The sequence below is a fragment of the Amycolatopsis ponsaeliensis genome, from assembly GCF_030182635.1.
GTDB lineage: Bacteria > Actinomycetota > Actinomycetes > Mycobacteriales > Pseudonocardiaceae > Amycolatopsis > Amycolatopsis ponsaeliensis.
In genome coordinates this window covers 1-15383 of the sequence record NZ_JAPZLD010000038.1, presented here as the reverse complement: position 1 = coordinate 15383, position 15383 = coordinate 1, and the positions used below count along the sequence as shown (strand labels likewise).

The 15383-nt window shown below is 65.4% G+C and carries 13 protein-coding genes; 4 read left to right on the top strand and 9 right to left on the bottom strand.

The window, feature by feature from the left end:
* Positions 1-8: 8 nt before the first annotated feature.
* On the top strand, positions 9-623 hold the full coding sequence (locus QQ657_RS40540) for a hypothetical protein (RefSeq protein ID WP_284747665.1): 615 nt from the start codon (positions 9-11) through the stop codon (positions 621-623).
* Between the two features lie 51 nt (positions 624-674).
* Here the strand turns inward: QQ657_RS40540 and QQ657_RS40535 are convergent, their stop codons facing one another.
* The 7 genes from QQ657_RS40535 to QQ657_RS40505 all read right to left on the bottom strand — a co-directional run bounded on the left by QQ657_RS40535 (position 675) and on the right by QQ657_RS40505 (position 11127).
* Positions 675-1388: a GNAT family N-acetyltransferase gene (locus QQ657_RS40535; protein WP_284747664.1), complete on the bottom strand. Its 714-nt coding sequence runs from the start codon at positions 1386-1388 to the stop codon at positions 675-677.
* On the bottom strand, positions 1360-2067 hold the full coding sequence (gene imuA', locus QQ657_RS40530) for a DnaE2-dependent mutagenesis accessory factor ImuA' (RefSeq protein ID WP_284747663.1): 708 nt from the start codon (positions 2065-2067) through the stop codon (positions 1360-1362). The genes QQ657_RS40535 and imuA' overlap by 29 nt, the downstream gene beginning before the upstream one ends.
* A 187-nt stretch (positions 2068-2254) precedes the next feature.
* Complete coding sequence (locus QQ657_RS40525) at positions 2255-2470, bottom strand: hypothetical protein (RefSeq protein WP_284747662.1); 216 nt, start codon at positions 2468-2470, stop codon at positions 2255-2257.
* 123 nt (positions 2471-2593) lie between these two features.
* On the bottom strand, positions 2594-5845 hold the full coding sequence (locus QQ657_RS40520; protein ID WP_284747661.1) for an NACHT domain-containing protein: 3252 nt from the start codon (positions 5843-5845) through the stop codon (positions 2594-2596).
* Positions 5846-5850: 5 nt separating this feature from the next.
* On the bottom strand, positions 5851-8943 hold the full coding sequence (locus tag QQ657_RS40515; RefSeq protein WP_284747660.1) for an NACHT domain-containing protein: 3093 nt from the start codon (positions 8941-8943) through the stop codon (positions 5851-5853).
* Between the two features lie 469 nt (positions 8944-9412).
* Positions 9413-9715 carry a hypothetical protein gene (locus QQ657_RS40510; RefSeq protein WP_284747659.1) on the bottom strand — a complete coding sequence of 101 codons (303 nt, stop codon included), beginning with the start codon at positions 9713-9715 and terminating at the stop codon, positions 9413-9415.
* Between the two features lie 899 nt (positions 9716-10614).
* Positions 10615-11127: a DUF4231 domain-containing protein gene (locus QQ657_RS40505; RefSeq protein ID WP_284747658.1), complete on the bottom strand. Its 513-nt coding sequence runs from the start codon at positions 11125-11127 to the stop codon at positions 10615-10617.
* Between the two features lie 638 nt (positions 11128-11765).
* Here QQ657_RS40505 and QQ657_RS40500 point away from each other — a divergent pair.
* Positions 11766-12194, top strand: a complete 429-nt coding sequence (locus tag QQ657_RS40500) for a hypothetical protein (protein WP_284747657.1) — start codon at positions 11766-11768, stop codon at positions 12192-12194.
* A gap of 118 nt (positions 12195-12312) precedes the next feature.
* On the opposite strand, the gene QQ657_RS40495 is transcribed toward QQ657_RS40500, so the two are convergent.
* Complete coding sequence (locus QQ657_RS40495; RefSeq protein WP_284747656.1) at positions 12313-12723, bottom strand: hypothetical protein; 411 nt, start codon at positions 12721-12723, stop codon at positions 12313-12315.
* A 189-nt stretch (positions 12724-12912) separates the two neighbouring features.
* Between QQ657_RS40495 and QQ657_RS40490 the strand changes: the two genes are divergently transcribed.
* Both QQ657_RS40490 and QQ657_RS40485 read left to right on the top strand, forming a co-directional pair.
* A complete protein-coding gene (locus QQ657_RS40490) occupies positions 12913-13422 on the top strand; it encodes a hypothetical protein (RefSeq protein WP_284747655.1) in 510 nt (169 codons plus the stop codon).
* Between the two features lie 142 nt (positions 13423-13564).
* Positions 13565-13924: an SRPBCC family protein gene (locus QQ657_RS40485; protein ID WP_284747654.1), complete on the top strand. Its 360-nt coding sequence runs from the start codon at positions 13565-13567 to the stop codon at positions 13922-13924.
* A 902-nt stretch (positions 13925-14826) separates the two neighbouring features.
* Here the strand turns inward: QQ657_RS40485 and QQ657_RS40480 are convergent.
* The gene (locus QQ657_RS40480; RefSeq protein WP_284747653.1) at positions 14827-15204 is read right to left on the bottom strand and encodes a hypothetical protein; all 378 of its coding nucleotides are present in this window, start codon (positions 15202-15204) and stop codon (positions 14827-14829) included.
* Between the last annotated feature and the right edge of the window lie 179 nt (positions 15205-15383).

Genomic DNA, 15383 nt, shown 5'->3' with positions numbered 1-15383 from the left:
ACACAGTCGTGAACGCACCGGTTCCCCCGGGCTTCCCGCAGTACTACGGAGGGCCACCGCCGCCGAAGCGAAGGCTCACCACCGGCTGGATCATCGCGATCGTGGCCATCGGCGTGGTCGTAGTGGCTGGTATCGCCGTCGGGGTCTTCGCCGTGCTCAACCGCGGCGGCAGTAGTTACGACGCGAGTGACGGCAAGTACGGGTCGTCGCCGCTGGCCAGCTGCGACGATGTCGCCGCCCGGGTCGGGAACCTGTCGCCGAAGAGCTCGGAAACGCCGCTGCAAGGCAGCAAGGGCTGGCTGTGCACTTTCACCGACCCGGCGAACGCCGTGACGGTCCACCTGGACGTGGAAGTGAACACCGTGGCGCGGCAGCGCACAGGATTCGACATCGGCACCTCATCAGGCGGCTACGTGCTGGACCCGGCAACGCATCTCGGCGAGCGCGCGGCGTGGGGACCGGCTCCCAACGGCAAGATGTGCGACCTGGTCGTCCTGGACAGCAACGCGACGTTCAAGGTCGGAATCGACGACGCAAACGCCGCCTCGGACGACACGCAGAGCTGCAAGGACAAGGTCAAGGCCATCGCGCAGGCCCTCTACGACTCGATGCAGCCCCGGTGAAACCGTCCCGGACGTCGGTTGACACGGCCGGCTGATCCAGTCCCTGCGCGTTCATCGACCGACATCGTCGCCACCGCTGTGAGCGCACGGCGGTCCAGCTCGACGCATCGCGATGCGCGCCCGGAACGACGAGGCCACCAGCCCGCGGGGCAGCGGCGCCGTCCACCGGTACCCCGGCGCGCGGGCCACCGCGGCCGCCACGAGCGTGCGGCCGTAGCCGAGGCGGCGGTGCTCGGCGGTGACGTGGACGTAGTCGAGGGTCGCCGTCCGGCACGAGCCGCAGATCGAGGCGGTCGCCGTGGCGACCTCGCGGCCGTCGAGGCGCAGTTCGATCCGGCCACTGAGCGTCCCGGCCGGTGGCTGGTGAACGACCACCACCAGGCCCGCACCTGGCGCCATCTCCGGCGTGTACTGGGCCGCGACATCGAGATGCACCCATTCGGCAAGGCGGTGCTCAGAAGGATCGAGACCCTCCTGCGCGCGGCAGACCTCGCACAGGGTGCCGTGCAGCTTGTAGCGGTGGCTGTAGGGCGCGAGCTTGTCGTCGAGGTCCAGGTCGAGCCGGTGGTCACGCAGGCACACCGCCGTCCTGCCGGCACCCGGCCGGACCGGAACAAGATCGCCGAACTCACCGCGCTCGCCCGAGCGAACGATGCCGGCGGACTGGTCGCTGGTCATCAGCGAGACCGGGACGGGCTGGGCGAGGACGGTGAGCGCCTCGGCCTCGTGCTGCGGTTCATCCGGCGACCTCGGTCGGCCGTCCACCGACACGGGGCTGGCCGGCCACGATGGCGCCGCCGGGGCCTGGCAGCCGCACGGGGTGGGCCTGTGGCCGGGCGGCGGCACCGCGGCCGCGGCTGGTCACCACGACGTCGCGGACCTTCAGATGACCGAACCCGTCATCAGTCATGCCGTGCCATCGACGCCTTGAGACGCTGAGTTCGAGGTCCGCTCCTGGCCATGGCCCGGCGGTGAGCAGAACAGCGCCCCGGTTGCGGACGCGCCCAGCCAGCCGGCGGGCGACCTGCGGCTGAGTCGCGCGGGCGAGGACGGGGCCAAGGACCACCAGGTCGAACCCGTCGATCAGCGCCGAGACTACCGCGATGGCCTCGGCGCCAGGATTAGGAACCAGGGCGAGCCGATCGAGCTCGACGCCCAGTTCGGCGGCTGCGGCCACCCCGAGTTCCGGCAGGCCGGCGACCGCCGCCCACGACCCTTCGCAGGTGGCTTCGGCCAGCAACGCAAGGATCAGCGCCGTCGAGCCGAACACCGACACGGCGGTGCCGCGACGCAGTCCGCCACCGGGGAGGAGCTTGGCCAGGACGGGCGTCACCGGCAGCATCCCGGCCGGAGCCGAGACGGCCGCGTCGGGGGCACCCAGCTGGGCAGCCGTACGGACGCCGGGGATCGCCGCGAGCCCGGCCACCGCCTCCGGCACCGCCACCACGCACCTCCAGCACCACGAACACGCACCGGAGACACCCGCGAGGGGAAGCCGCGAGCGAACCCGAACCGTCATCGAACACTTGTTCGGATACTGCGAGACGTTCCGCCCGCTGTCAAGCCGAGAAGCTGCAATGTTGCAAGCGATCTAGCCGATCCATGCCCGGTCACGCGCAGGAAAGCGCGGCTCAACTGGAGGCGCTGCGGACCTCAGCGGTGAAGTCGTGCAGGTCGCGGTGGGTCTGGTCCGACAGCAGGTAGGTCCCGATGAGGCGGAAGCGCCCTCGCCGCGCCCGGTCCGGCACCCGGTTGATCCACTGCGGCTGGCCGCCGTGCTCCCAGAGGTGCAGCGGGTCGACCTCCAGGAATGCCCCGACCAGGTAAGCGACGAACGACACCGCCACCAGCAGCCCACCTTGCCCACGTAAGCGCCGAGGTCCCACTGCGCCAGCAGCACTCACTCCGTGCCTAGGGGAATTTGGCGGCTAGCCTGCAGCTGCTTTCATCTCCCCGGCGGAATGAAGCGGTCAGGAGCCCGCTCCTATCAGCGCCTCGAGACGAGCCCGCAGATCAGGGCGGATCGGGTTGACCCGGTCCAGGAGCCGAGCCCGCTCCGTGCTGTCCAGCAACCTAGCTGGGATCGGCGCCGGCAGGCCCAACTCGTGTGCACGCACCAGCGCATCGATGGCGAGCACAAGATCGGCGGCCTCGAGACCAACGGCGAGAGCCACACCGACCAGGCGCGCCAGCTCGAGGTCTGCCTCCTGGTCCTGGCCCAGATAGGTCAGCACGCATCGTAGGATACCGTCCGCGAGGGCGGGGATCTCGTCGTCGCGGACCTGGTTGAGGAGCGTTCCGAGGACATCAGCCGCCGTCAGTGGATCCGCCCCGGCGCCAGTGCCGAGCCGGTCCAACAGGAGCCGCCAGAATCGAATGTTCTCGCCGCCGGTCCAGGGCGGTCCGTCGTGGGAACCGATTGCGGCGGCCGCGCGGTAGGCGGCGGGGGACGGATCGGCTAGCACCTCGGCCAGAGCGTGCGCGACTGATTGGAACCGTTCCGTGTCGACGCCGGTGAACGTGGTCACGGTCCAGAGTAGACGTGCGGTGAGTGGCTCGACCGCATGCTGCACTAGGTCGTCGTGCACGCCGCACTGGAAATAGCTTTCGCGACGTAACCAGTCCGCTGACCCGCCAATTGCGCGGAGCGAGTGATCGCTGCGCGTATCCGGGTCATGGCCAAACGTCCAGGCCAGGTCGATGGCCGGCTGATGCGGGCCGGAGCCCATCGTGAGCCGGACGTCGCGCTGCTCGCCATCCCGGATCCGTTCGAGGGTGATCGCGTCGACCAGGCTCTGCCATCCGCCCGCACTAAGCTGGGAGCGCCAGAGCAGGGTCTGGTCGTGCCACGCGTCTACTGGATCAGACCGGTCCTGATATAGCTCACTGACACGGACGGCCCCGATGCACAGACTGAGGAGCAGCAGGTTGGCGGAATAGGTTGCGCAGCGAGCCGGTTCCCCTGGCACGTGCGGCTGGTAGGCCGCATAGCGGTCCAGTCCCGGTGCGTGGTTGGCGTTCCGGAACAGGGTAAGCACCAGGCTTCGAATGCTGTCCTGGTTGGCTGGCGTCTCCCCGGCTAGTCCGTCGAGAAACGCGAGGATGGTGGGTTGACTACTTAGTGGCTGGTAGGACAGCAACGCCCGTAGCAAGTGGTCTTCCACGTGGGCACGTCTGAACGACCGGCGCGCGGCAGCCGCGCGGGCGGCCTCAGCTTGAAGCACCTCCCAGCTGAGCCGCGACACCAGGTACTCGCCAAAGGAGGCGTGCAGGAACTCGTACGTACGTACAGGCGTCTCATGCCGGGCGGCTTGGGACTCATGGACGAAGAAGAACCGGCCGAAGATCAGTTGAGCGGCAGCGGTCGGCTTCCGCATTCCCGCCGGGGCCAGCCAACTCTCGGGGGCGATGTCGAGCGCTCTCAGGTCGGCATCGAGGTCTGAATCAGTGACCCAATGTGTGCCGCGGTTGAACATGGCAAAAGCCGCCACGGACAGCCTGCCGATCTCCAATTCAGTCGCCTCCGAGAGGCTGGGTCCGGACAAGCCGGCTCGGAGTTTGCTGACTTCGCGGGAGGCAAAACCGCTGACCAAACGTTCGTAGAGTTTGTGAGTCGGCAGATCGGCTGCGTGGTGTTGCAGGGCGTTGTTGTCGGCGTCGTATAGGGCGAGCATCAGCAGCAGGAGCGGCTGCGTTGCAAGCTCGCGATAGGACAAGACGGTGTCCAGCGCTAGCGGAGACAGGCCGCGGCGGGCGAACTCGGTGGCGTTGGTGCGGTTCCAGCTGTCGAGCCATGCGCCCACCCGGCTGTCGTCGAAGGGCTCCAAACGCAGGGCGATGGTCTCGGCCGGTGTCGTGGCCTGACCGGCGACGATCGTTCGGCTGGTCACGATCACCGCGAGCGGACGACCCTGTGCAGCTTCGCGATGCTGGAATTGCTCAATCCTCACCAAATAGTCGCTGTGATTTACCCCTGTTGCCTGGAGGAGCTCGTCGAATCCGTCCAGCAGCAGGACGGGCAAGACGTCGCCGGCGGACCGGGCTAGTTCAGGCCAGCTGATGCGTTCGTGTGTGGTTATACGGAGCGCCTGGTCGACCTGATGTTCAATGTCGAAGTCGCCTGACACGTGACGCAGCGGGACACGGATCGGCAGGAAGCTGTCGGACGGCAGGCGTGCGGCGAGCATCTTGGTCAACAGCGACTTGCCCGAACCTGGCTGACCTAGCACCATCAGTGGCGCTCGCGCCGCCCTCGCAGATGTGAGGTGGTTGGTTAGGAACGTCTCCAGGGCTTCGTGGATCGGCTGCTCAGCCCACCACGACTCATCGTTGATGCGGGCGTCGTGCGTGGCTTCGGCGGTCCGAAAAAGAGGCGAAACATAGGCCTCGTCGACCGTAGGGAAAAGAACGCTTCCAGCGAAGTCACCGGGCCGGGCGAGAGGTTGTTGCAAGGAGGATCGGTACGCAGAGGCCAAACGCTGCCGCGTGGCGTCGGACGCTCTTCCTGGGATTAACGGGTCCGGCACCTCTTCGCGCTCGGTCAAAGTGGCAAGATTCACCTGATGTTCCCCGTACAAAATCCATACCTGGATCTCAGGGAAATCGGTCGCCAGCCGACGTAGCGATTCCTGATAGCGGTCGATGGCGCGCTCGGCCGTCTCCACCAACTCCCGTGTGAGCCGATTCCGCTCGGTCGCGGCCAACTGATCCCAAGCGGCGAGACCGCTGATGAACTGATGCAGCCGATCCGCGAGCCCCAGGTAGTAGTCGCGCAGGTCGGTGCGGAAAGACCCCGCAGTCTGCGCCGGGTTGGGCACCACACGCCCGACTGACTGGATCTGGTCGGCGAAGTCATGGATCCCGTTGAGGTCGCCCCCCGCGAGGGCGAGCTGCTCGCTGCGGGTCACCTCGACCGGTAGCCGAACCTCGCCCAGACTCTCGAAGAACGCCGTCACCACGATGATGGTGTGTGCAGCTTCGAGGCGTTGCATGCGGTCGAATTGCGAGAGATCGTCCTGGCGCTCAGCGGCCCGACCGACTAGCGCCTTGCTCAGGCGTACCAGTTCGCCCTTCGCGTCGAACCAGGTCAGAACATCTGACGTCAGAGGAGCAGGACCGAGTATGAGAAGGCCTGCGACCCGTTTGAACGCGCCGAGGATCTTGCTGTCACTGCCGCCGAGTAGGCGGACCGCATCGGCGTAGCTAAGTGACCGCTGAGCCATGGCCCTCATCCTGCCTTTCCGTCATGCCGTGCCGCCTCAGGCGCTAGTTGGGCAAGACGCTTGACCAGACTGGGTCGCTCCGCCCCGACGTTACTGACGAGCGCGTCAAAATTTTGCTGGGAGGCGAGTTGCCGGACGGCAGGCCGGGGAAAACTGCTCTCGAAGAGCCTGATCAGGGCTAAGGCAGCGACCGCCGTATCGACGCCCTCAAGATCCGGGATAAGCATCGCTCCGAGGACATGGGCGACGTCGTGCCCGCTCTCGCCACGGTCGAGATGGGTCAGCAGGCACTCAACCATCTTGGATCTGAGTTGGGGTGTTAGGTACGGGCGTAGTGACTCGTCGAGCCGGTGAAGGATTTCGGCTGCTTCTCCGGCGCCGATGTGACCGGGCGCACTGAGATGCGGCAGCAGCAGCTCCAAGAACTGGACCTGGGCGCTGGGCGCCCAGGACTCGGAGATCGCGATGTGCGCGCATCGCTGATAAGCCTCGGGTGAGGGTGCTGTCCAGAGGGTCAGCAGTGCAGTCGCGGAGGTGAGCCAGCCGGTGCCGTCAAAATGGCGAAACAGCGGTTCTACGGCGTGAAGCATGATGTCGTCGGCGGGGTCGCACCGGAAGTTCGCCCTCCGCCGGAGATCGGTCCAGTTCAATCCAGATGCGGCGGGGTCCGCGCTGGGACGGCCCGAGGACCACGCCGGGTCGATCGCGCCGGGGGCCCAACCGTCATGTGCTGGCCCTAGGCGGATGTCGCGGACGCCGTTCTCCTCGATGCGCTCCACGGTGATGGCGTCGATCAGACTCTGTCTGTTCTCTGGAGAGAGTTGCGACTCCCAGAGCATTGCCTGGGCGCGCCACTCGGCGATCGGGTCCAGCGGGTCGGGAAATAGTTCACTCGCCCTGACGTTCTCCGTTGGTGCGCATACCAGGAGCTGCAGCAGATTGGCGCGATAGATGAGAGTACGTCGAAACTCGTGCTGAGCCGGCGAGCTCCGGACTGCTCTGAACATGCGCACCAACAGGTCCTTGATCTTTCTTGAAGCGCTCGGCCGCAGCTCCGTCATCATGTCGGTAAGAAAATCGATCACCGTGCGGCGGCGTCCCAACGTCTGGGTCGATAGAAGACCTCGCAGGTCCTCATCGGAGATCCCGGCTACTGGCACCGAATAGTCCGCGTTCTCGATCTTGCGAAGCTCGTTCCAAATGAGACGAGCGACGAGCACGTCGGCGAAGGCGGAGTACGTGAAGGCGTAGCCCTGCCCCCGCCGCCGGAACGGGAAGCGTGCGAGCACGTAGTCAGTCGGCGGCAGTGCTAGGGGCCAAGCCCGCTCGACATTGTTAAGAGCACAATGGAGGTCGGCTTCGCTGATCCACCGGTCGCCTCGATTGAAGGACGCCAACGCGGCCTCGGCGAGCATGCCGAGATCCGTCTCCACAGTGGATTCGCGCCGATGCAGCTGAGGGCGATATTTGGCCACCTCGCGGGCAGCCAGGAGTCCGAGTACGTGCTCGTACGGGCCGCCAGCCGGTCGGAGACCGGCGGCGTGGACCGCGAGTAGGAGAAGCAGGAGTGGCTGCTCAGCGAGATCGCCATGGGTCAGTATCGCCTCCACGGTCAGCGATGCTTCCGGGTTGATGCTGTTCCAACACGCGATCCAGTCGCGGATCTGCGGCTCACCGAAGGGCTCAAGACGAATGGCGAGGGTGCCCTCCGGGATCCGGGCTTGGTCCGCCGTGGCGGTACGGCTGGTTACTACCACGGCGACAGGACGACCTTGAATGGACTCTCGGCGCTGGAACTCGGCGACGCGTTCGAGTAGGTCCGCCTGATCGGCGCCGGTGGCCTGGAGGAACTCGTCGAATGAGTCGAGTGCGACCACGCGCTGGATCTCTCGACCAGGGGGTGTCAACGACGGCCAGTTCAAAGATTCTCCGGTGGCTGCGCGCATCGCCTCTTCGATATGGTCCTGAATCTCGACCAGTTCAGGTTTACGCCGCAGGTCGATCCGCACCACCAGGAATCTCTCGGCCGGGAGCAATGCGCAGCCCATCCGAAGAAACGCGGTCTTGCCCGATCCGGTATCGCCTACCAGAAACAGCGGCGCCCGGGCCGCGCGGTCCGATTGCAAGTGGTCGCCGAGGAACTGCCATGGATCGTCGCGGCATTCTTGGCTCGCCCAGCGGCTCTCCTCACTCACCTGGTCGGGCGCTGTCACGTCCATCACTCGGATACGGCGGGTCAAGTAGAGTTCGTCCAGTGCGGGAACCCGTACACCGTTGGGAAGGGGGCCAACACCGGTAGTGCGGGTCCGCAGGTCTTCGAGGTGTGCCTTGGCGAGTCGGGCCCGCTGTTCGTCAGGAGCTTGTCCAGCGTAGCGGTCCCGCAGCATCGCCCTTAACTCGACGATGTCGTCCCTCACCTCAGAGATGCCCACCCGAGTAGCTCGGTGTTCCTGGCGCTGGGCCCAGAAGACGAAGTCGGGGAAATTGGCTAATTCTAGCATCGAGTTCCGGTAACAGCCAAGGGCCCGGTCGGCGACCACGCCGAGCGCCTCGGTGATCCGGCGGCGTTCGGCACGGGACAGGTTCCTGGCGACTGCCAGGCCGTCGAGATGCTCGTTCACCTCGTCGACCATGTTCCGGTAGTAGCCACGCAGGCCCTGCTCGAAATCCTCCGGTGCTTGGCCCTCGTCAGGCAAGAGCCGTCCAGCCGACATGATTTGGGTGACGAACTTGCCGGACATCGCCGCGCCTCCGGTGCCGATGGCGATCTGACCAGCCCGGGTCAGCTTGGTCGGCAGCCGAACCTCTTTGAGCCCGTCGAAGAAGGCGGCAATGACGATAACCGTGTGAGCGGCTTCGATCCGTTCGGCGCGATTGTACTTAGAGAGCCCGCTCTGCAATTCGTAAAAGCCGCGGACCGCCTCCTGGCTCAAGCGACTCAGGTCAGCCTTGTGATCGAACCAGCTGAGCACCTCTCCGGCCAGCGGGGCGGCGCCCACCATTAGCCAGCCGGCGGCGGTGTCGATTGCGCTCAGCAGCTTGCTGTTGTGGCCGCCGAGGAGCCGGACAGCATGGGCGAAACTGACCGACCGCGCCATTACGGTTGGTCCTTGCTCGGCCCGGCGCCCGGGGCGCTGACGTGCTGGTTGCCGAGGTCATCGGCGAACAGCGTGATGACCTCGTCGCATGCCTCGACTTGCGATGACCGGTCCCACGGTGCCTTGGGATGTTTCGCGCTCACGGTCGCGGTGAGGTAGCGCCGCAGCCGTCGTGAATCATCGGTCGCACAGGCCTCCCCGATCGCAGCCCGGTAAGCTCGTCGGTCCGAACCGAGGTTGCAGATCCTTCTCGAGCGTGATGACCTCGTCGCGGTCACCGACGATAGTCCGGGCAGTTGGTGTGAGCCGGGCCAGGCGCCGAGCCCGCCGCGCGGGGCCGGGTCTAGCTCATCGAAGATCAGGTTTGCAATCCCAAGCTGTGACCCCTGGGACACCAGCGCCCGCACCTCGTGGCCCGGCGTCGCCGCGACCGTCTCGCAGGCCACTATTGACCCCGATGAGTGCCCTATCACCACCCGCACCTCAACTTGCCGACCGCAGGCCGCGCTGCCTCCCGCAACCCCGTGTCTTCCAGGTAGCGGCGGACCTGCTTGAGATCGAACATCAACGCACGCAACGCCACGCCACCGAATAGTTGCGACCGGGAGAGCACCTGCAACACGACTTGCACCGAACCGGGCACCCGAACCAGCGTGTCCGCCTCCGGCGGCGCGGCCACCACCACCTTCGGGTCCATCCTCGCGGCCGCCCGCCACCACACCCGAAGCAACCCTTCCTCGAAGCCAGAGTCGACGTCGTCGGCGGTGAACATTGGCCCCCTGACTGTCAGCAGCCCTCCGGCCGGACGGAACAGGTTCCCGCAGAAACCCCTTCACAACATCGTCGGCGGTCGATGTCCCGTCGTGGCCAGAGCGGGTGAGCCCATCAGGGAGAGCGGGCGTCCAGTCACACAGGAGTAACTGTTCTGCGGCGACCTGCTGGCCTATGCCGTGGACGCACACCATCCGCCCCACTATGCCTCCCGACGCGAGAGCGTACGACTCTACGGTGCACTACGGCTAGTGATCGCTGGCCACGCTCGCCTCGTTCCTGCGTGGGATACCGACCACCCGAATGGCCGAGCGGTGGGTAGTTGCGGTCGAGACCGCCGTGCTTGCCGCGGGCGATGCGGTGTCTCTAGCGTGCCAGAACTCCCTCGGTGAATATGGCACCTTCGAATATGTGCACTACCCCGGCACAAGCTGCAACCTGTGGGGTCAAGCCGGCCGCTGCGGCCTGGGATGGTCGACGACGGCGCCGCAGGTCGCTAGGCGGTCCAGTCTGAGTAGTCGACTCGGCTGCGGCGGATTAGCCCGCGGGACTGCGATGCTCGATCTTGCGCATCGAGCTACCTGGTCACCGGCCACGTCAGAAGCGCGTGAACGAGCTCGCACGCTCGACCTCAGGGCGGAAGATCACGGCAGCGGAGCAGTATGTGTGGGCCAACTGGCGTCGACAAATAGATTCCCCCCAAGGCGACGAGGGATTCGGAAGGCGTCAACCGAGCCAGAAATGAGAAGCGAGCTGGACCTATCGGTCAAGAACGGCGACGTGCTGTGCGCGGATCGTCAAGCGCGAACTGAAAGCTGAGTTGACTCGGGTGGAATCAAACTTGCCTGACGTGAATCGCACGCAGATGTTCGTATGTTTCAGGTTCGACGCGCGCGGAATTTACTCCGATTCGGAGGCTCTCGGGTGTGCATCTCCTAGTTTCGACTCTATCTGGAAGGTCTGCTCAAGTATCCTGCGCTCAGACTGTTGATTCGCGCGCCTGGCGTTTGAAACACCTGCACAGAACAGCTCGAATCTGTCCTTAGGGTTGTCATATGGCGGAACCCCGGTTATGAAACGCCTGTGCTCGAACAAGAGCGCGTCCGCCTTAAGGTTCTGCGATAGAGCGTGCTCTCCAGGTTTTGCTACTCGGATCACCACCTCGGCAAGAAACACTACCGCGCCGACAGCTGCGATAACAATGCGTTCGGGTTCGTACAGGGCTAAGACGGGCACGACCGCTGATCCACTCAAAGTGACAACTCGGCAGATAAGAAATGCATAGAAAAGCCCGGATGCAAGTACGTGGGTCCCCCGGGCATCCCAGCCGACAATTCGGACAAATCGCCGTCGAGTTCTGGCGATCTTCCTGCTTGAATCGTCTAAATGTTCGACACGCTGACTCTCGGTCACCTGACCATGATGCGCGCGTTCAAGGTCAGCTACAAGGGTGGGAACAACTCCGCGAATGAGGGCGTACCCGGAGAGAATGGCGAGCCTTGCCCTAGTGAAACGTTCTGGACAGTCGTGCCGTAGTCGACGCGCCGGGTGTCGTCCTAGGCGAAGGCGAGAATCCGACGTCGAAGTCGAACTTGCCTTTGTGTTGGCTGGCGGTCGCGTACACGGAGACCAGTTCGGCGTACTGTGGCACTGCTCGAATCGGCTGCGAGCCCACCTCCTTCGCGCGGCCAGCCTCGGCCTGGCGGCTGGTACAGTCGGTCCGGCTGGCGCCGGTGTTGGCCGACGGGCATCGTCGTTCCTCGCCCTCCAAGCTGAGCTGTGTTCGTGGGCTCAAGAACGCACAGCAGGAGGCCAGCCCAGTTCGAGCCGTGTGCGCGGCGTGCGAAGCCCTAGGAAACGAGGCCGATTACCGGTTCGTACCGCTTGCTTGATTAGCGCCGCCGACGAATACGTTCTGAGAAGTTCTCGCGCGTCGTTTTTTACGAAAAGTTCCCAGTCGGATCAGTTGTCCGCCCCCGACACACCGGTGATCGTTTTTGTGCGTATGCTCACCCACCAGTGGGTTACCGGCCAAGTGCGCGGAGGATTCGATGACTGAAGACGAGCTGTCCCGGAGAACGGTGTCGGTGCTCTCCCACTATCTTCTCCGGAGATCGACAGAGGGGACTGCCGCATACGACGCACAGCTGGAGGGGTTGAAGAGCCTGCTAGAAGCACGTTATTCCGATCCATTCCGCTCCGAGGTTTTCGCACGATTCGCCGAACACCCGTCGGACCCGGTCGAAGCGGAGACGATGCGACTCAACCTCGGCCGCGACATCGCACAAGACCCGGACTTCGCTAAGGAACTGGCATCGGCTTTTGCCAGCCGGGCGGTAAGCACCGTGAGAAGGCCCCGGCGGCGCACCCGAGTATTGCGACCCACGAACAGCGCCGTGTCGAGAGGGAGACGGGACAGGCCCGGCGCAGCCAGCACCGACTCGATCGCGGCCAGAGGAGCCTGCATGACGGTGTGGTAGTTACGCTGGGTGTTGTGGCTGCCGACCTGAACACCCAGGCTGTTGCTCACCTCCGAAGCAGCAGGACGGGAGGGCTCAGGCTGCGAGGACGTCGTGTTACTGGTCATCGAAGGCCGGGTCACCTGAAAGTGTTGGTCTGGGTGTTGTGGTCCCCCACCTGCACACCCTTGTTGCCGTGCAACTGGACCCGGTACTTGCCCGCCTGGGTGCCGTCGGGGTCGGTCAGCTCCAGCATCTTCAGCGCCGCCGCCACCAGTTCCTCGTCGGCCCCGGCGTCCGCTGCGGTCAGTGCGGCGGCGAGCTCACGGCGCCCCGCGGTGCCGCTCTCGTCCCCGGCCGGCGTGACCGCATCGGCTTTCACCATCTCCACGACCTCGGCCGGCACGAACTCCGCGCGGCGCAGCACCCGCACCGCCAGCGTCTTCACGCCAGCATAGACGTCCTTCACCGCCGTGGACGCCGTCTCACGTGCTCCTGCCGCGGCACCGGCCGCCAGCGCCGCCACCACCAGCTCCGCCGACTCGATCACACCAACCCCTCGCCTGAACGCCGGACTCTCAGCCACCAGTATCGACCAAACCGAGTGGACCGCCACAAGCCACACCGAACCACCCACATCCCAACGTCTGCTCATGCCGCGAGGCGCGCGTTCGGTTGACTGTCCGCACATGCCGAATTGCGGACGCCGCTGCAGCCGGCTGCCCACAGTGGTAATCGGATGACGGCGGCCATCGTGTCCGGCCACAATGCGGACGTGCGACTTACCTGGACGATCAAGCACCACGGTTGGGCGCTCTGCTCCGTCGAGGACGAGCACACCAGCGCCGAAGCGTTCGCTTCCTATGTCACCGAGGGTCCCGAGCAGCTGCTGAGGGCCGTCGCCAGGATCATCCTTCATGAGACCCACACCCAGGCCGAGTTCGAGGCCGAACCCACCGTTTACCGCTGGTTTCTCCATCGTCGCGCGGACACGGTCACGATCCGCCTTGTCGAAGCAGTCGACTGGAAGACACCTGAACACGAGGGAAGCCTGCTCTGGCAGAGCGAGCAGCCAACGACCACGCTCGCCAGAGCCGTGCTCAGGGCATTCGACACCGTCGCCGACGACCTGGGCGAGGCCGGCTACCGGACCCGGTGGGGCCGTCCGTTCCCCCGCCACGAACTGGAAGGTCTCCGGACGGCCTGGCGCAGAACGGTCCAGCCCTCACCGCGGCCGGCCGCCGACTGAGCCAACGACGTCCAGTCACCGATCCGTCATCCTGGACGCGTCGGATATTGCGTTGCCGCCCCTGCCCGCCCCGTCGATCATCCGATTGCCTTGTCATGTCGAACTGTGTGTGCACCTTGACGGTTCGACATACTCTGCTCATGTGATCGAGATCGGTTCGCGGGCGCGCACCCTGCCGGCACCTCCACACGTCGTCTGGAACTCACTCGTGGAACCTCACCGGCCAGAAACCCATCCGTGGCTCTCCCTGCTGGCCGACGAAGTCGAACCCCGAGTCCTGACCGCGCAGAAACCGAGCCACGCGACGTGGTCATCACTGTGGCCAAGCCGGCCCCATGATCAGATACATTTCACGCTGACGGCCTCACCCGACGGAGGGACCCTCCTGAGATTCACCTTGCTCACCCCCGACGAAGCCCCCGACCAGAGCAAGACCGGACACCTCCGGAAACGGCTCAACCAACTGCTGTTTGCCGATCTCCGCTACTCCTACGGCCACTGAGCGACGAAAAATTGGCCCAACGTCCGCTCCGGCCGATGAGCGTTTACCCGGACTGTTGACCGAACGTGGCGTCGCCGAAGCTCAGGTCGCGCATCTTCTCGGGCGAGAAGACAACCATGATCTCGTCGCCTCCCCGAACACGCGCTGCCAGTCCGGCGGCTGCGGGACGGCAGCGACGAACCACACCGCTCCCGCGGCGAAGTCGAGACGCACTGCCATCGGCACGTCCACAGCTTGCACGGATCCGACACTGCCATCGGCTCGCAGGCTCGGCCCCAGTTCCAGCCGCTCCCAATGCGCGGCGGTCCTGCGAATCGGCGTCCGCAGGTACCGGTCCCACAGGCTCCCGGGACCGGCGTCGGGCCCGATGCGCTCTGGGCCCTCGTCACCTAAGCTGAGATGGTCTTCGATCCGGCCGTCGAGGACTTTCGACCCCGTAGGTGTAAGAGCCGACGGCCCCGGAGCCCCTTCAGCCTCGCCTCGAAACGCGCGCGCGGATCATCAACCTCATTCGCCGGTTCCACGCGATGATCCTCCCCGGTCACCCGGCCGGACGCACCACAGTTATGGAGGTATCGCCGCACAGTCGCCGAACGTCCGGTCATGCCACGGTGCGGGCGTTGAGGCGGGAACCCCCGACACCTCCCGTCGAGGAGCGGGTTCCCCGGACCCGGCCCGGCTCGAACGGGCTGCCACCCTCACCGTGCGACGGGTAGGACCCATCCTTACCGGGTAGATGCGCCTTGGGCGGCTCGTCGCGATGGTAGGTCGCGGGCGCCGGCCATGGCGAGCGAGTTTCGATCGCAGGGATCCGCGCACCAATCGCGCGGGATGCACGCTCATGCCGAGGTGCGTGTATAGGGAATGCTGTATCCGGTCCAGCTCGGACCGTGCTGCCGGAACTACCCGGCCGGTTCATCGAGGCGATTCAGGGCGTCGCGAAAGTCGCCGCTCTGGTAAAGGCCCTCCAGCGCGATGATCATGTGATCCAGGCCGGGCGCACCGACAATCAGGCCATCGGAGCACCAGAAGTGACCGCCCCCGCCGTACTCTCCCGTCTCAGCCCATTCCGACATAAGACGCTCGACCTCGGCCAGCGTGAAGATCGTCGCGCTCCAGCGAGAGCCGTCGGGCAAGCGCACTTCGGCATCGACGTTCTCCACCGCCTCGATTCGTTCGCCACCGCCGACCATGAAGGTCACCTCGAAGACCGAGGTCCGAACTCGGTAGAACGGCCCGTCCCAGCCTTGATCGATAACTGCGAACTCCCCAGCCTCCACGAGGAAGAGCCTATCCGGCCACTGTCTCTTCATGCCGCTGAGCGGTCGTCCGCCGGACGCACGCTCATGGCTCCCCTCTGTGTCAAGCAGACGAGGAAGCCGCTGCCCTATCCTTGTAGTCGGCAGGCTCGGGAAGTGACTGTTCCGAAGTGCTGACCACGGGGCTCAGGTCAGCCGCG